The sequence below is a fragment of the Streptomyces sp. NPDC002076 genome (genome assembly GCF_053593835.1).
The window spans coordinates 17,588-34,588 of sequence record NZ_JBSFDI010000001.1 but is presented as its reverse complement, the minus strand read 5'-3'; the positions used below and the strand labels follow the sequence as shown (position 1 = coordinate 34,588).

General features: G+C 72.7%; 10 protein-coding genes. 6 read left to right on the top strand and 4 right to left on the bottom strand.

The annotated features are described in order from the left end of the window. The first annotated feature begins 117 nt into the window (after positions 1 to 117). The 5 genes from ACWCQS_RS00125 (at position 118) to fxsT (ending at position 9,093) form a co-directional block, all read left to right on the top strand. Positions 118 to 1,134, top strand: a complete 1,017-nt coding sequence (locus ACWCQS_RS00125; protein ID WP_451002385.1) for an AAA family ATPase — start codon at positions 118 to 120, stop codon at positions 1,132 to 1,134. Positions 1,135 to 1,141: 7 nt separating this feature from the next. Continuing rightward, on the top strand, positions 1,142 to 4,360 hold the full coding sequence (locus ACWCQS_RS00120) for an SAV_2336 N-terminal domain-related protein (RefSeq protein WP_451002384.1): 3,219 nt from the start codon (positions 1,142 to 1,144) through the stop codon (positions 4,358 to 4,360). 91 nt (positions 4,361 to 4,451) lie between these two features. Then, a complete protein-coding gene (locus ACWCQS_RS00115) occupies positions 4,452 to 4,727 on the top strand; it encodes a hypothetical protein (protein WP_451002383.1) in 276 nt (91 codons plus the stop codon). Continuing rightward, positions 4,724 to 5,995 carry an aKG-HExxH-type peptide beta-hydroxylase gene (locus tag ACWCQS_RS00110; RefSeq protein ID WP_451002382.1) on the top strand — a complete coding sequence of 424 codons (1,272 nt, stop codon included), beginning with the start codon at positions 4,724 to 4,726 and terminating at the stop codon, positions 5,993 to 5,995. Before ACWCQS_RS00115 ends, ACWCQS_RS00110 begins: the two co-directional genes overlap by 4 nt. A gap of 95 nt (positions 5,996 to 6,090) precedes the next feature. Beyond that, positions 6,091 to 9,093 carry an FxSxx-COOH system tetratricopeptide repeat protein gene (gene fxsT / locus ACWCQS_RS00105; RefSeq protein WP_451002381.1) on the top strand — a complete coding sequence of 1,001 codons (3,003 nt, stop codon included), beginning with the start codon at positions 6,091 to 6,093 and terminating at the stop codon, positions 9,091 to 9,093. 75 nt (positions 9,094 to 9,168) lie between these two features. On the opposite strand, the gene ACWCQS_RS00100 is transcribed toward fxsT, so the two are convergent. The 4 genes from ACWCQS_RS00100 to ACWCQS_RS00085 form a co-directional block, all read right to left on the bottom strand. Further along, a complete protein-coding gene (locus tag ACWCQS_RS00100) occupies positions 9,169 to 12,981 on the bottom strand; it encodes a multifunctional oxoglutarate decarboxylase/oxoglutarate dehydrogenase thiamine pyrophosphate-binding subunit/dihydrolipoyllysine-residue succinyltransferase subunit (RefSeq protein ID WP_451002380.1) in 3,813 nt (1,270 codons plus the stop codon). A gap of 302 nt (positions 12,982 to 13,283) precedes the next feature. Further along, positions 13,284 to 14,399 (bottom strand): HAMP domain-containing sensor histidine kinase, encoded by a 1,116-nt coding sequence (locus ACWCQS_RS00095; RefSeq protein ID WP_451002379.1) that lies wholly within the window; start codon positions 14,397 to 14,399, stop codon positions 13,284 to 13,286. Further along, entirely contained in the window at positions 14,396 to 15,136 is a 741-nt protein-coding gene (locus ACWCQS_RS00090) for a response regulator transcription factor (protein ID WP_351623052.1), read from the bottom strand. The genes ACWCQS_RS00095 and ACWCQS_RS00090 overlap by 4 nt, the downstream gene beginning before the upstream one ends. A 113-nt stretch (positions 15,137 to 15,249) precedes the next feature. After that, positions 15,250 to 15,927 carry a spermine/spermidine synthase domain-containing protein gene (locus tag ACWCQS_RS00085; RefSeq protein ID WP_451002378.1) on the bottom strand — a complete coding sequence of 226 codons (678 nt, stop codon included), beginning with the start codon at positions 15,925 to 15,927 and terminating at the stop codon, positions 15,250 to 15,252. A gap of 196 nt (positions 15,928 to 16,123) precedes the next feature. Here ACWCQS_RS00085 and ACWCQS_RS00080 point away from each other — a divergent pair, with 196 nt between their 5' ends. After that, the gene (locus ACWCQS_RS00080; RefSeq protein ID WP_451002377.1) at positions 16,124 to 16,948 is read left to right on the top strand and encodes a rhomboid-like protein; all 825 of its coding nucleotides are present in this window, start codon (positions 16,124 to 16,126) and stop codon (positions 16,946 to 16,948) included. Positions 16,949 to 17,001: the final 53 nt, after the last annotated feature.

Below are 17,001 nucleotides of genomic sequence, written 5' to 3'. Positions count from 1 at the left end.
GCCGGAAGTGAACACCGGGCGCCCCGAACCTCGGCAGCCACGGCCCGCTGGCGGTAGCCTCATAGGCCGGACGACCGGGACCCGCTTCATGATCACCAGAGCCGGGAGGAGCCCAAGGTGAACGACTGGCGGATCTACCGCGGAGTGGGTCAGCCGCACGACGGCGTACGGCGGTTGCCGGCGCCGCCGCCCTGGCGCGACTTCGCGGCGTCCCGGGAGAACGGGGCGGCGGGCCCGGAGGACCCGAGCAGCGCCCGCCGGCTCGGGGTCCGCCGCCGGCTGGTGGAGAGCTACGCACCCCGGCCCGCCGAGGTCGACGCCGTCAACGCGGCCCTGTATCTGCGCCGGCCCCTGCTGGTGACCGGCAACCCGGGCACCGGCAAGTCCACCCTGGCCTACGCGATCGCGCACGAACTGGGCCTCGGCAGAGTGCTGCGCTGGCCGATCGTCAGCCGTACGTCCCTCCAGGACGGCCTGTACCGCTACGACGCGATAGGCCGCCTGCAGGACGTCCAGCTGGAGCGGGCCCGGGGCGGCGGCCAGGACGCGGCGAGCCCGTCCGGGATCGGGTCGTACATCCGGCTCGGGCCGCTCGGCACCGCGCTGCTGCCCGCCGACGAGCCGCGCGTGCTGCTCATCGACGAACTCGACAAGAGCGACCTCGACCTGCCCAACGACCTTTTGAACACCCTGGAGGAGGGGGAGTTCGCGATCCCGGAGCTGGAGCGGCTGGCCGACCGCGAGCCCGTGGTCGAGGTGCTCGACCACGACGGCGACCGGGTGGCCGTGCACGGCGGACGCGTCGCCTGCACCGCCTTCCCGGTGATCGTCCTGACCTCCAACGGCGAACGCGACTTTCCCGCCCCGTTGCTGCGCCGCTGCGTCCAGCTGGAGCTGGAGGCGCCCGGCGAGGAGCAGCTGACCGCCATGGTCGAGGCACATCTGGGTCCGGAGGGCGTCGCCGCGGGCGGCGAGCTGATCCGGCGGTTCCTGGAGCGCGAGCCGGGCGAGGTGCTCGCCGCGGACCAGTTGCTCAACGCCCTCTTCCTCACCCGGCACGACCCGCGCGCACAGAGCCTCACCCGGGAGCGCATCGCCGAGATGCTCATGCAGCCGCTCGACCGTACGAGGTGATGGCCGGATGCCCGGCATGGGTCTGGACGAGCTGATCGGCAAGCTGCGCCAGGGCGGGCTCGACCCGACCGCCGAGGACGTGGCGGACGCGCTCTGGCTGGCCGGGCGGCTCGGCACGGGCCCGGCGCGCCACGGCCCCGGGCCGTCCCCGGCCGAGCCCGGCCCACCCCTCCGGGAGGGCACGCCGGCACCGGCCACGCAGGACACCCCGGACGCTCCACCGGAGCCCGGCACCGGCCCGCGTCCGTCCCGCCCGGAGCACTCCACCGCCCCCGTGCCGCTGCATATGCGCACGCCGGGCTCCGGTCCCGCACGGGCGCAGTCCGAGGGTGCCCCGGCCGCGTTCCCCGTCCGCGCCCCCGCCGCCGGCGCGCTGCCCGGACTGCTCGGCCTGGAGCAGGCGCTGCGCGCCCTCGGCCGCTACCGGACCGCCTCCGCCCGCCCCGAGGACGAGCGGATCGACGAGGAGGCCACCGCCGACCGGGCCGCCGCCGGCGGCATCCTGCTGCCCGTCACCCGGCCCGGCCGCCGCCGGCGCTGCGACGTCCAGCTCCTCATGGACACCGGCCCCGCGATGGCCGTGTGGGGCCGGATGGTCGAGGAGCTGCGCCAGGCCTGCCAGCAGTCCGGAGCGTTCGCCTCCGTGCGGGTCCATCAGCTGTACCTGGGGGATGCGGGTGTCCCCCTCGTCGGTACGACCGCCGGCCCCGGCCGGCGCACCCGGTTACGCCCCGCCGACGAGCTGCACGACCCCACCGGCCGCCGGGTCACGTTCGTCATCAGCGACTGCGTGGGCCCGCTCTGGCAGAACGGCAGCGCCCAGCGGCTGCTGCACCAGTGGCCGCGCAGCGCCCCGCTCGCCGTCGTCCAGCCGCTGCCGCCGCGCCTGTGGGGCCGTACCGCGCTGCCCGCCGAACCCGGACTGCTGGTGCGCGGCGGCGAGACCGGCGGACGCCTGGCCTTCCTCCCCGACGACGAACCCTGGGAGGAACCGGCCGCCGACGCCCGGCCGGTGCCGGTTCTCACGCCCACCCCGGACGCCTTCGGCGCCTTCGCCCGGCTGCTCGCGGGCACCGGGCCCACCCGCGAGCGCGCCTGGGCCGCGCTCACCGGCCCCGGTACGGTCCCGCCGCCCCCGCCCGTCGGCGCCGGCCCGCCGAGCGACGACGACCTGCTGCGGGCCTTCCGCGCGGGGGCCTCGCCCGGTGCGCTGCGCCTCGCGGTCTACCTCGCCGCGGCCCCGCTCACCCTGCCCGTGATGCAGCTCGTGCAGCGGGCCATGCTGCCCGACACCGGGCCCATGGAGCTGGCCGAGGTGCTCCTCGGTGGACTGCTGACCCAGCTCCCGGGCACCGCCGACCAGCCCTGCTTCGCCTACCCGCCCCGGGTCCAGGACCTGCTGCTGTCCTCCCTGGACCAGGACACCGCCGGACTCGTCCTCAAACACTGCTCGGCCTATGTGGAGCGGCACTTCGGCCGGGGCACGCGTAACTTCGCCGCGCTCGCGGCCGCGCGGCTCACCGACCACGACCCGGACGGCGGCGCCGGGCCGCTGCCCGAGGAGACCGGGGCGCGGGACGAGGGCGGCAGCGTCGAGGCCGAGCTGTTCGCCCGGGTGCCCGCCCGGGTACTGCGCTTCTACCAGCCCGAGCACCCCGCCCGCGATCCGCTCACCGAGGGCGGCCGGCTGTTCGAGGAGTGGCGGCGCCGCGGCGATCCGGAGACGCTGCGGCAGGCCCGCGACCTCGCCCGTACGGCGGTGACCGGCGCGGCGCCCCTGCCGGGCACCGCCGCACGGGCCCGGCTGCTGCTCGGCCGCGTGCTGCGCGCGGAGGCGGGCACGGCGGCCGCACGCGCCGCGGGCCGCCGCGAGGAACTGCTCCGCGAGGCGGTCGCCGAGCTCGCCACCGCGTACGGGACGGCCGCCGCCGACAGCCGCGAGCGCGCCGAGACGGCCCTCGAACTGGCCTCCTCGCGCCGGGAGTTGTGGCAGCTGACGGCGCAGGACGAACTGCTGGTGGCCGCGCTGGAGGTGCTCGACCCGGACCGTGCGCCGTGGCCGGGGCCGACGGAGGCGGCGCGCGCCTGGGTGCGTCTGCGACAGGACGGGGCCGACGGCACGGGTGAGGATGACGTCGACACCGAGGACGTCCCCTGGGCCGTCGGTGCGCACCGGGCCCGGCTGCTGCTGCGCGGCCGGCTGCTGCTCACGTTGCGGCGCGCCGGTGCCGCCGTGCCCGAACTCAGGGAAGGCTGTGCGCTGTTGGACCTCGAAGAGGCCGCTGACGCCGTACGGGCCCCGGCGCTGCTCGACCTCGCTCGGGCGCTGCGGGCCACCGGGGCCGACGACGCGGAGACGCGCCGGGTGCTGGAGCGGGCCGAGCGGGCGGCCGGTGAGGATCCCGCGCTGCTGCTCCCCTGCCTCGCCGCCCTGGCCGCGTTCCACGACGAGGCGGGGGAGGCCCGGGAGGCCGACGCGGCCTACGAGCGGGCCGCGCTGCTCGCCCCGGCCGACAGCACCCGGCGCTGCGAACTTCTCACCGCCTGGGGCGAGTCGCTGCTCCGGCGGGCCTCGGCACGGGACGGCGCCGGCATCGTCGACCGGGCCGAGTATGTGCTGCGCGAGGCGCTGCAGGCCCTGCCGGTGCGCTCCGCGCAACGGGGCCGCCTCCAGGGCCTGGTCGGCAGCGCGCTCGCCCAGCGGTTCCGGCACCTCGGCTTCCTGCCCGACCTGTTCGAGAGCCGGCATCTGCTCGGCCAGGCGGTGCGCGCGGCAGCCGACGCGGCCGTACGCGCCGAGGTGTGGCTCCAGTTGGGGCGGGTACGGCTGGAGGGCTGGCATCACGCCGGGGCGCCCGTGCTGATGGACGCGCTCCAGGCGTACGAGAACGCCGAGCGGGAGGCGCACGCGGCCCACGGTGGCGATCCGGGCTCGCCGACGGCGGCCCGCGCCCGGCACGGCAGCGGAGCGGTGCTCGCCCTGATGGGACGCCCGGGAGCGGCGCGCAGCGCGTTCCGGGCGGCCCGGGACCAGTGGCAGCGGCTCGTCGGCGCGCTGCGGGAGGTCGACTGGGCCGACGTCGAGCTGACCCGCACGGCGCAGGAGCAGCTGACGGGACTCGACGAGGCGCGGTGGACGCCGGAGGAGCGGTGGCACCGGATGGCTCCGCCCTGGTGGCCCTGGACCCAGGAGTGGGCCAACCCGGCCGATGCTGACCGGACTTGAGCCGTCCAGGGTTTCTGCCTCCGGCCTGTCGGGAAGAACTGGGCAGCCATGACGGCCGTGCGGGGCGGACGTGGGCAGGGAGGAGCCGAGCGTGGCGGAGCAGACGAAGGAGGAGGTCGGCCCGGGCGAGGAAGCCGGTCGGTCCGTGTTTCTGCCCGACCTGACCGGCGTGGACCTGCGCACTCTGCGCGCCATGGACGATCCAGGGCTCACGGCGCTGGTCGACGAGGTCCTGGCGTCGGCCCAGCGGTGTGGCGAGGTCTGGTACACCGGTGGGGACTACAGCCCCGTCGACCCTGGACCCCCCGGCCGGTCGTTTCCAGCCACCCGTACGGAGCTGGTACGGGGTGAGGAACGGCCGGGATGACCCTGGTGTCCGTGCCGCGCGACGCGTTCGCGGAACTCGCCGGGACCCGGCCCCGCCCGGCCGCCCTGGCCGCTCTCGCAGAAGGGCTGCACGCCCGACGCCTGCTCCTGCTCAAATCGCTCGCCGTCCGGGTGGAGCGCGGCGGCGGTCCGGCCCGCCGGGACTTCGAGGCGGACTGGGCCCTGCTGGAAGAGGCCGAGCGCACCGACGCCCGAGCGGTCCGTGAGGTCGTCGACTACCCGATGACCGGCGCCTGGCTGGCCGAGACGCTCGGCGCGCCCGACGGCCCCGCCTTCCACGGACAGCTCGCGCAGTTCCGGGGCCTGGCCGCCGCCGCGGCCGTCCGCGCGGGCCACCGGATCGCGGTGACGGTCCCGCCCGCCGCCGGCTTCCTCGTGCTGCCCGGACTCGGCGTCCTCGACCCGGCGGCGGGCCGCGCACACCTGGACGGCCGCAGCGGCAGCGTCCGGATCCCGGACGGCCCCGGCCGCGAGCACGTCGTACCCCTGTACGCTCCCGCGGTGCGGTGGGCCGGGCCGCGGCGGCCGGCCCGGCGCGGCTGGTCGGCCCTCGGCACGCTCCCGGGCGGGGCCGTCGTATTCGACGATCTGCACCCCCAGCGGGTGCCGCCCGGGGGCATCGGCCCCGGGGCGCTGCCCCCGGCGGAGCGGCCGCGCTCCGCCCACCGGGCGTGGGCCCGGCGGTGGCGGGAGGCCCACGCGCTGCTCCGGACGACGGATCCCGAGCGTGTCGCCGAGATCGGTGCGGTGCTGCGGGCCGTGGTGCCCCTGGCCTCGCCCCGGCGCGGCGGCCCCGCCATGAGCGCCACCCTGCAGACCGCGCCGGGCGCCGTGCTCTCCCAGCTCCCGGCGAGCGGGGCGGACCTGGCGGAGTCCCTGGTCCACGAGGCGCACCACACCAAGCTGGCGGCCCTGCACGAACTGGTTCCGCTGTGCCGCCCGGGTGGAGCAGCCGTGCACCGGGTGGGCTGGCGCGCCGATCCGCGGCCCGTGGCAGGCGTCCTGCACGGGGCATACGCCCATCTGGCGCTGAGCGACCTGTGGTGGCGGGCGAGAAGCGGGGCGACGGCCGGACGGGCCTGGCGGCGGCGCGCCGCCGAGCAGTTCGACCAACACCGCGCACACGTCGGCCAAGCCTTGTCGATTCTCCTTGAATCCGATGAACTGACTTTTGCGGGTGGGCAGTTCGTCCGGGCGATGGCCAGATCCCACGCCCGGCTCGGCGTGGCGAGCCGGGGGCATGAGTGACACTGTGTGCGTGATCGGTCACACCTGGTGAGTGGCCGGTGGAAGGGCCGCGGACGAGGTACGGCGGCGGCGGACGTGGAACAGGGAGTTGGCGCATGGCGGAACAGCGCAGGACGGGTGGGGGCGATACGGGGGCGACCGAGCACTTCCTCGTGGTCTTCCCGGGCTATCACCGCTCATGGGCGGCCTGGATCGCGCAGATCCTGGAGCGCCACGGCCACCGGGTCACCCTCCAGCGCTGGGACCCGCCCCGCGAGGTGCCGCTCGAGGACTCGCTCGGTGACCTGCTGCTGTCCTCCGGACGGGTACTGCTCGTCCTGGACGACTGGTTCTTCGAACTCGGCCCGCGCCCCGCCGGGGAGTGGAACGACGCCCTGCGCGGCTTCGTCGCCGCCCACGCCGACCGCTTCACCGCGGTCAACCTCACCAACCGGCCCCTGCTGCCCGCCACCGCGGTCCTGGAACCGGCCAGCCTGTGGGGAATGGGCGAGGAAGGCGCCGAGGAACGGCTGCTGGGCCGGCTGGGCCTGGAACGCCGCCGCACCCCCAGGGCCCCGACCACGCGAATCCGCTACCCCGACACCCGCTGCGAGATCTGGGGCGAGGTCCCGCGCCGCAACCCGCGCTTCACCGGCCGCGACGACCTGCTGGCCGATCTGCACCAGCGGCTCGCCGACGCCGAGCGCGGCGCCGCCGCCTGCACCCTGCTCGGCATGTCCGGCATCGGCAAGACCCAGCTGGCCGCCGAGTACGCCCACCGGTTCAGCCCCGACTACGACGTGGTGTGGTGGGTCAACTCCGACGACCGCAACATCCAGCGCGACCGGTTCGGCGAACTCGCCGTGGAACTGGGGCTCGGGATCGGCAGCGAGCCCGGCGAGCGCATCCGTGCCGTGCGTGACGCGCTGCGCCGGGGCGAGCCGCACGCCAACTGGCTGCTGATCTTCGACGGCTGGGACGACACCGAGGGCATCAACACGCTCCTTCCACAGGGCCCCGGACACGTGCTGATCACCTCCCGCAACCGCGGCTGGAGCGAGCACACCGACATCCTCGAGGTCACCGCCTTCCTGCGGCCGGAGTCCACCGGCTATCTGATGCGCCGGGCCCCGCACATCACGGCGGCCGAGGCGGACGAGGTCGCCGCCGAGTTCGGTGACGTCCCGCTGCCCATCGTCCAGGCCGCCTCCTGGCTCGGCGAGTCCCGCATGGAGGTGCCCGAGTACCTGCGGATGGTGCGCGAGCGCAGGCTCTCCACCGTCGACGAGCCGGTCACCGGGGACGGCTTCCCGCAGTCGTCCATGACCTCCTGGTCGATACTGCTCAACCGGCTCCGCCGCGCCCAGCCGCAGGCCATCGACATCCTCGGCCTGTGCACGTCCTTCGCGCCGGGACGCATCCCGCTCGGCCTGATCCGCGCCTACCCGCAGGCCGACCTGCCCGAGGAACTGCGCTGGATGGCCACCGACCTGCCCGCCTGGACCCGGGCCCTGGACACCTTGGTCAACTACTCGGTGCTGACCCGCGAGACCCGCGGTCCCGTCGGCGCCGACATGGGCCCGCACCAGGAGTCGGTCCACATGCACCGGCTCGTCCATGACATCGTCTCCAAGCTGACCAGCGACGACAGCCGCGCCGTGCACCGCAGGGCCGTGCACACGCTGCTCGCGGAGGCCGACCCGGGCAACCCGGTGGACTCCAGGAACTGGCCCCGGTACGCCGAGCTGCTGCCCCACCTGGAACTCTCCGGCGCGCTCGGCAGTGACCAGCCCCGGGTGCAGGAGACCGTGCTGAACTGTCTGCGGTACTGCTTCCGCAGCGGCGAGTACAGCGGCGGTCTCAAGCTCGCCCAGCAGATCCGGGACCACTGGTCGCGCACCATGGACCCGCTGGCCCAGCCCATGCTCGACCTCGCCAACCAGGAGAGCTACATCCTGCGGGCCAGCGGCAGGTTCCGCGACGCCTACGAACTGGACCGGGGCGTCCTGGAGCGCCTCCGGACCGCTCCCCGGCGCAACGAACTCGCCGAACTGACCACCAAGAGCGCCATGGCCAACGGCCTGCGCCACCTCGGGCGGTACGACGACGCGCACACCCTCCAGCAGGAGGTGCTCGAAGGCACCACTCAGCTCCTCGGCCCCGACGAGGTCATGACGCTGGCGGCCCGGCACAACCTCGGCGTCGGCCTCAGACTGCTGGGCCGGTACGCGGAGTCGTACGAACTCGACCTGGAGACGCTCGCCCGGCGGGAGAACGTCCTGCGCGCCCGGCACATCAACACCCTCAACTCGGGCAACGCCGTCACCAACTGCCTGCGCCTGCTGGGCCGCTACCGGGACGCCGTGGCCCGCCAGGAGCCCGTGGTCCGGTCGCACGTCCAGGTGCTCGGCCCGCAGCACCCGCAGACCCTGGAGGCGCGTGCCCAGCTCGCCATGTGCCGGCAGCGCGAGGGCGGGTTCGCCCCGGACGTCGGGCCGTCGATGGCCGCCCTCCTGGAGCAGCTGGTACAGCTGCACGGCCGGGAGCACTACCGGACGCTGGCGTTCCTCGCCAACTACGGCAACTACCTCAGGGAACACGGGGAACTGAGCCGGGCCCGGGAACTGGTCGAAGAGGCCGAGTCCGGCTACCGGGCCCTCCTCGGACCCGCCCATCCCGTGGCCACCGGCATGCTCGCCAACACGGGCCTGGTGATGCAGGCGTCCGGTGAGCGGGCCGAGGCCCTGTCCATGTTCGAGGCGTCCTTCGCGGGCCTCAGCGCCACCCTCGGGCCCGACCATCCCTGGGTCCTCGGCTGCGCCCTCAACGCGGCCAGCGCCCGCAACTTCAACGGCCGTATCGGCGACGCCGTGGAGCTGAGCCGCGACACCCTGAGGCGGGCCCGGCACAGCCTCGGCGACGAGCATCCGCTGACCCTGTCCTGCGTGATCGCGCTCGCCGCCGATCTGCGGGCCGCGCGCGAGCACGAGGAGGCCGGAAAGCTGGAGGAGGACGGGCTGCTGGGGTTCACCCGCACGCTGGGCGCGCAGCACCCGCACACTCTCTCCGCCCGGCAACGCACGAGGCCGTACTGGGACTTCGAGCCGTATCTCGGCTGAGGGGGCAGGCGAAGGGCCCGGCACCGAGCAAGAACTCGGCACCGGGCCCTGAGCGTCGGCTGAACCGCCGGAGGCCTATGCCTCGAAGACCTCACGCACCAGCTGCTCCTGCTCGGCCTGGTGCCGCTTCGCGGAGCCGACGGCCGGGGACGAGGAGTGCGGACGCGAGATGCGCCGCAGGCGCTCGCCGTGCGGGACGTCCGCGCCGACCGCCAGGTCCAGGTGGTCGATCAGGTTGAGCGCGATGAACGGCCAGGCACCCTGGTTCGCCGGCTCCTCCTGGGCCCACAGGTACTTCTCGGCGTTCGGGTACTTCTTGATCTCCGCCTGCAGCTCGGCACCCGGCAGCGGGTACAGCCGCTCGACGCGGATGATCGCCGTGTCCGTGACGCCGCGCTTCTGCCGCTCGGCGTCCAGGTCGTAGTAGACCTTGCCGGCGCAGAAGACGACCTTGCGGACCGCGGCCGGGTCGACCGTCGAGTCGCCGATGACGGGGCGGAACTGGCCCGACGTGAACTCCTCCGTCTTCGACGCGGCGGCCTTGAGGCGCAGCATCGACTTCGGGGTGAAGACCACCAGCGGCTTGTGGTGCGGGTTGTGCACCTGCCACCGCAGGAGGTGGAAGTAGTTCGACGGCAGGGTCGGCATCGCGACCGTCATGTTGTTCTGGGCGCACAGCTGGAGGAACCGCTCGACACGGGCCGAGGAGTGGTCCGGGCCCTGGCCCTCGTAGCCGTGCGGGAGCAGGAGCGTGACGCCGGACATCTGGCCCCACTTCTGCTCCGCCGCCGAGATGTACTCGTCGACGACCGACTGCGCGCCGTTGACGAAGTCGCCGAACTGCGCCTCCCACATCACGAGCGCGTCGGGGCGGGCCAGCGAGTAGCCGTACTCGAAGCCCATGACCGCGTACTCGGACAGCAGGGAGTTGTAGACGTTGTAGCGCGCCTGGTCCTCGGCGAGGTACTGGAGCGGGGTGTACTCCTCGCCCGTCTGGCGGTCGATGAGAACCGCGTGGCGCTGACCGAAGGTGCCCCGCTGGGAGTCCTGGCCGGACAGGCGGACCGGGGTGCCCTCCAGCAGCAGGGAGCCGATGGCCAGGGTCTCGCCCATGCCCCAGTCGATCGTGCCCTCCTCGACCATCGTCGTCCGGCGCTGCAGCTGCGGCAGCAGACGCGGGTGCACGGTGAAGTGGTCGGGGATGTTGACCTGGGACTCGGCGATGCGCTTCACGACCTCCGAGGAGATCGCGGTCGGCACCGCGACCGGGAAGCCGTCCTGCGGCGCCTGGGTGTCCGCGGCGGCCGGCTGGGAGGTGGCCTCGCGGACCTCCGTGAAGACCTTCTCCAGCTGGCCCTGGTAGTCCTGCAGGGCCTGCTCGGCCTCTTCCAGGGTGATGTCGCCGCGACCGATCAGGGACTCGGTGTAGAGCTTGCGCACCGAGCGCTTCTTGTCGATCAGGTCGTACATCAGCGGCTGGGTGAAGGCCGGGTTGTCCGACTCGTTGTGACCGCGGCGGCGGTAGCAGATGAGGTCGATCACCACGTCTTTGTTGAACGCCTGGCGGAACTCGAAGGCCAGGCGGGCGACGCGGACGACCGCCTCGGGGTCGTCGCCGTTGACGTGGAAGATCGGGGCCTCGATCATCCGCGCCACGTCCGTCGCGTACATCGACGAACGCGAGGACTCGGGAGCGGCCGTGAAGCCGACCTGGTTGTTGATGACGATATGGACCGTGCCGCCGGTGCGGTAGCCGCGCAGCTGCGACATGTTCAGGGTCTCGGCCACCACGCCCTGGCCCGCGAAGGCCGCGTCGCCGTGGATCGCCACCGGCAGGACCGTGAAGTCCGTGCCGCCCTTGTTGATGATGTCCTGCTTGGCGCGGGCGATGCCCTCGATCACCGGGTCGACCGTCTCCAGGTGGGACGGGTTGGCGGCCAGCGAGACCTTGATCTGCTCGCCGTCCAGGCCGGTGAAGGTGCCCTGGGCGCCCAGGTGGTACTTCACGTCGCCGGAGCCGTGCATCGACTTCGGGTCGAGGTTGCCCTCGAACTCACGGAAGATCTGCGCGTACGACTTGCCGACGATGTTCGCCAGCACGTTCAGGCGGCCGCGGTGGGCCATGCCGATGACGACCTCGTCCAGGCGCGACTCGGCGGCGGAGTCGATGACCGCGTCGAGCAGCGGGATGACGGACTCGCCGCCCTCCAGGGAGAAGCGCTTCTGGCCGACGTACTTCGTCTGCAGGAAGGTCTCGAAGGCCTCCGCCGCGTTCAGCCGGCGCAGGATGCGCAGCTGCTCCTCGCGCTCCGGCTTGGAGTGACCGCGCTCCACCCGGTCCTGGATCCACTTGCGCTGCTTGGGGTCCTGGATGTGCATGAACTCGATGCCGGTGGTGCGGCAGTACGAGTCGCGCAGCACGCCGAGGATGTCGCGCAGCTTCATCATCGACTTGCCGGCGAAGCCGCCGACGGCGAACTCGCGCTCCAGGTCCCACAGGGTGAGGCCGTGCTCGACGATGTCCAGGTCGGGGTGCTTGCGCTGGCGGTACTCCAGCGGGTCGGTGTCGGCCATGACGTGGCCGCGGACCCGGTAGGAGTGGATCAGCTCGAAGACGCGGGCGGCCTTGGTGACGTCGTCGTCGTGGCTGGCGTCGATGTCCCGCAGCCAGCGGACCGGCTCGTAGGGGATGCGCAGCGACTCGAAGATGTCGTCGTAGAAGCCGTTCTCGCCGAGCAGCAGGTTCGCGACCTGGCGCAGGAACTCGCCGGAGGCGGCGCCCTGGATCACCCGGTGGTCGTAGGTCGACGTGAGCGTCATGACCTTCGAGATGCCGAGCTTGTTCAGGGTGTCCTGGCTGGTGCCCTGGAACTCCGCCGGGTAGTCCATGGAGCCTACGCCCATGATCACGGACTGGCCGGGCATCAGGCGCGGGACGGAGTGGACGGTGCCGAGGCCGCCGGGGTTGGTCAGGGAGACCGTGACACCGGTGAAGTCGTCCATCGTCAGCTTGCCGTCACGGGCGCGGCGGACGATGTCCTCGTAGGCCTGCCAGAACTCGAAGAAGTTCAGCGTCTCGGCCTTCTTGATGGCCGCGACGACCAGCTGGCGGTCGCCGTTGGGCTTCACCAGGTCGATGGCCAGGCCGAGGTTGACGTGCGGCGGCTTGACGAGGGTCGGCTTGCCGTCCTTCTCGCCGAAGGACCAGTTCATCGACGGCATGGCCTTGATGGCCTGCACCATCGCGTACCCGATCAGGTGCGTGAAGGAGATCTTCCCGCCCCGGGCGCGCTTGAGGTGGTTGTTGATGACGATCCGGTTGTCGAACAGCAGCTTCACCGGGACCGCGCGGACCGAGGTGGCGGTCGGCAGCTCCAGCGAGGCGTTCATGTTCTTGGCGACGGCGGCGGCCGGGCCGCGCAGCGTGATCAGCTCCGGGCCCTCGGGGGCCTCGGGGGCCTTCGCGGCGGGAGCGGCCTTCGGCTTCGGCTGAGCGGGCGCCTGTGCGGGCTGCGCCGGCTTGGCCGGGGCGGGGGCCGCGGCCTTCGCCGCGGGGGCTGCGGGAGCCGGCGCCGGAGCGGCGGCGGGCTTCGGGGCCGCCGGGGCTGCGGGAGCCGGCGCGGGCGCGGCCTGGGCCACAGGGGCCGTGGTGGTGGTGTCTGCGGCCCCCGCGGCCGCAGTACCCGCCGCAGCCGGGGTGGCAGGCGCTCCCGGCTTGTAATCGGCGAAGAAGTCCCACCAGGCGCGGTCTACCGAATTCGGGTCCTGGAGGTACTGCTGATAGATCTCGTCGACGAGCCACTCGTTCGGACCGAACGCGGCAGCGGGGTTCTTCCCGGCTTGGTCGTCGGTGGAGACGCTCTGGTTACTGGGGGACTGTGGCGACACGGCGGCAACCGCCCTCTTCCGCTTCACAAGGTGATGGACAGCGGAAATAAAGGCTACGCCTCCAAGACCGCGAAGGTCAGGTCGAGCAAGGTCATCGTCGCGTAAGTCACATCGGAAATCTTGTTTCAGGGCTTGATATGGCGGGAAACAAGCGTGGTTCCGCATGTGAGAAGGTGCACCGGCCCCGGCCCGGCGCGCCTTCGTTCGACCGGTCGCGCGGGCCTGCTCCTGATCACACGTGTCCAGCTGCACGGCAATGGCGCGACGCTCGTGGATCTTGTGCCTCCGGTTCGAACTTTACGTCAACTTGGGACGGAGGACGGTCCCGGGAGAGTGACGATGATCCGGCAGCCCCGCTCGGATTCGGCCACACCGATCCGGCCGCCGTGCAGATCCACCGCCCAGCGGGCGATCGCCAGACCGAGCCCCGTGCCGCCGTCGCTGCCCGGGCCGTGCGGCCGGGTCACCGCGCCCCGGTTGAACCGCTCGAAGACCCGGTGCCACTCCGACCGCGGTATGCCGGGGCCCTCGTCCAGGACCTCCAGCTCCAGCGACTCCGGCTGCGGCCCGCGCCGCGCCCGCACCGTCACCCGGCCGTGCGGCGGGCTGTGCTTGACCGCGTTGTCGATCAGGTTGGCGACGACCTGGTGGATGCGCTCGGGATCCGCGTGCGCGGTCAGCTCCGGCGGGGAGACGTCCAGGTGCAGATGGACGTCGTTGCGCGTGTGGCTGCCGGAGCCGGAGGCGATGCCCGCGCGCGCCGAGGCCACCATGTTGGCCTCCTTCAGCACGCCCGAGAGGTACGGCCACACCTCGAAGCGCCGCATCTTCAGCGGTACGACGCCGTTGTCGAGCCGGGACAGGTCCAGCAGGGTCTCCACGAGCCGGCCGAGCCGCTCGGTCTGCTTCAGGGCCGTCCGCATGGTCTCGGGGTCGGCCTCGGTGACCCCGTCGACGATGTTCTCCAGCACCGCGCGCAGGCCCGCGATGGGGGTGCGCAGCTCATGGGAGACATTCGCGACCAGTTCTTTGCGCTGGCGGTCCTGAGCCTCCAGCTCGTCCGCCATGACGTTGATCGTCCCGGCCAGGTCGCCCAGCTCGTCCCGGCGGCCCTCGCTCACCCGGCGGGTGTAGTCGCCCTCGGAGATCGACCGCGCCACCGCGTTCATCTCGTCCAGCGGCATGGTCAGCGAGTGCGCCACGAACTGCGTGATCAGCAGGGTGGCGATCATCGAGAAGACCGTGATGAAGCGCAGCTCGGTCTTGGTGTGCACCGCGACGATCGACAGTCCGGTGGTGATCAGCACCGCGATGACGACCAGCGCGCCCAGCTTGGTCTTGATCGAGAACGGGCGTACGCCGCCCCAGGGATCCTCCCCGGGGCTCCTCCGTGCGGCCTGCCGCCCGTCACCGCTCATGGAGTCGGCGTCTCCAGCGCGTAGCCGACGCCGTGCACCGTACGGATCCGCTCGGCGCCGATCTTCCGGCGCAGCGCCTTGATGTGGCTGTCGACCGTACGGGTGCCGGAGGCGTCGGCCCAGTCCCACACCTCGGCCAGCAGCTGCTCCCGGGAGAGCACCGCGCGCGGGGTGTTCGCCAGGCACACCAGCAGGTCGAACTCGGTGGGCGTGAGGTGGACGTCCTCGGACTTCACCCGCACCCGGCGCTGTGCGTGGTCGATCTCCAGTTCGCCGAGCCGCAGGATGCCGGAGCGCGGGGTGGCCGCGGCCAGTGCCGCCCGCTCCACCCGGCGCAGCAGCACATGCACCCGTGCGGCCAGCTCCCGCATCGAGAACGGCTTGGTCATGTAGTCGTCCGCGCCGACGCCGAGACCGACCAGCATGTCCGTCTCGTCGTCGCGCGCGGTCAGCATCAGTACCGGCACCGGGCGCTGTGCCTGCACCCGCCGGCAGACCTCCAGGCCGTCGAAACCCGGCAGCATGATGTCGAGGATCAGCAGATCGGGCTGCCAGGCCTCGGCCGTGTCGACGGCGGCCGGGCCGTCCGTCGCGGTCTGTACGAGAAATCCCTCGGCGCGCAGCCGGGCCGCGATGGCGTCGACGATCGTGGGATCGTCCTCGACGACCAGCACCCGGCGCTGTGCGCCCGGGGTGGTCGTCGCCGCGCCGCTCTGGGAGGTATGTGTCTGCTCCATCGCCCGCCCCTGCTTGTTGCTTTCCGGAACCCGTGGGGTGATCCCATGTCTGCGATTGACGCTTGAATGATCCGCGTCAGGGCAGCACATTACGGGGATCCACCATCCTGTCGCTATCCAGGGCGGAGGGCGAGGTGCACGGCGTCCGGAACGCCCCGGGCAACGGGGACCTCTTCGGTACGCACCTGCTGGAACCCGGCATTCCGCAAGCTTCCTTCAAATTCCGGAGAGGGTTCGGCGGACCATACCGCGAGCACCCCTCCGGGGCTCAACACCCTTGCGCAGGCGGCCAGTCCGGCCGGTGAGTACAGCGTGTGGTTGTCGTCCGTGACGGTCCAGCCGGGGCCGTTGTCGATGTCCAGGCAGAGCGCGTCGAACGTGTCGGATGTCTCATTGACGAACGCCGTGAAATCGTCCTGCACGATCTCGGTGCGCGGGTCGCCGAGCGCCGCGGCGGAAATCTCCGCCAGCGGGCCGTCCCGGTGCCAGTCGATGACGGCGGGCTCCCGCTCGACGACGGTGATCCGGCCCCACCCGGGGTCCGCCGCGGCATGTGCGAGTGAGAATCCCACTCCCAGCCCGCCGATCAGCACCTTCGGCTCCGGCCGCCCATTCAGCGCCCGGTGTGCGGCGTCGACCAGCAGCCGCTCCGAGCGCCCGTCGGAGGTGTCCATCAGGAAGCAGCCGTTGGCGATGATCTGCAACAGTGCGCCGTGCCGGCGCAGCACCACCTCGCCGTAGGGGCCGTCGCGCCGGTCGAGGACCACGGGGGAGTCGTACGCGGCAGTCATGCACCCATATTCCTTGAACACACCTTGACCTGCACAGGAATTAGGGATGTCGCACTGATGTGCACCCTTGCGGTGCGGGGCGCGGACGCAGCCGGAACGTAGGAGGTTGCTGTGAATCGGGTCTCGCGTGGCGTCGGTCATAGACAGCGGCCCCCGGAACCCGAAGGGTTGGGCGCGACGGAAGGAGTGCCACAGCGTGGAACGGACCGCGACGGGCCCTGCGACGGCCGCGTCCCCGCCCCTGCCGGGCGTGCCCCAGCCGGACGGCACCGCCGCCGTCCCGGTCCCCGCGATCGCGGACCTGCTGGACGGCATGCCACGTCAGCGGCATGCCACGCTCCCCGCTCCCGGACCCGCCTTCACCGACCCGCGCCCGACCGCACCGCTGCGGCTCCCGTTTCCGCTCCCGCGACTGTGGCGCCTGCTGCCCACCCCCACCGGCACGCCGTTCACCTTCGCCTACACGGCCGTCCTGGCCGTCACCTCCGTGGTCGCGGCCCTGGCCGACCCCGCCCTGGTGCACGCGCTCTACCAGGACTCCAGCACGGACGTGGCCCATCTGGTGCGCACGCCGGGGGTGGTGCTGCCGGCGAGCGCACTGTGGATCGCGGGCGGGGTCCTCTCCCCGTACGCGCTGGCGTTCGTGCTGGTGCTCACCGCGCTGGAGCGGCGGATAGGCGGCGCGCGTGCGGCCTGCGTCTTCCTCGCCGGGCACGTCCTGGCCACACTCGCCACCGAGATCCCCGTGGGCCTGGCCGTCCTGGTCGGCCACCTCCCGCCCACCTCACTGCACCGCCTCGACTACGGCATCAGCTTCGGCGTCGCGGCCAGCATCGGTTCGCTGGCGGGGCTCCTGCGCCCCTGGCTCCGCTGGCCCCTCCTCACTGTGACGGCTGCCGAGCTCATCGGCGACCTGATCGCCCTGGAGGATCCGATGACGAACTGGGGTCACCTGATCGCGCTGACGATAGGTGTGGCGAGCTGGCCTTTCGTACGCCGGTGGGCTGAAGCGCCCCGATAGGGGCCCACGCACCCGCACCCGCGAACGCACCTTCCACGGCACCTCCTTGGGCG

Coding starts and splice junctions, on each gene's coding strand:
- ACWCQS_RS00110 (WP_451002382.1), top strand. CDS start 4,724: ATGACCCTGGTGTCCGTGCCGCGCGACGCGTTCGCGGAACTCGCCGGG.
- ACWCQS_RS00090 (WP_351623052.1), bottom strand. CDS start 15,136: ATGGAGCAGACACATACCTCCCAGAGCGGCGCGGCGACGACCACCCCG.
- ACWCQS_RS00085 (WP_451002378.1), bottom strand. CDS start 15,927: ATGACTGCCGCGTACGACTCCCCCGTGGTCCTCGACCGGCGCGACGGC.
- ACWCQS_RS00120 (WP_451002384.1), top strand. CDS start 1,142: ATGCCCGGCATGGGTCTGGACGAGCTGATCGGCAAGCTGCGCCAGGGC.
- ACWCQS_RS00095 (WP_451002379.1), bottom strand. CDS start 14,399: ATGAGCGGTGACGGGCGGCAGGCCGCACGGAGGAGCCCCGGGGAGGAT.
- fxsT (WP_451002381.1), top strand. CDS start 6,091: ATGGCGGAACAGCGCAGGACGGGTGGGGGCGATACGGGGGCGACCGAG.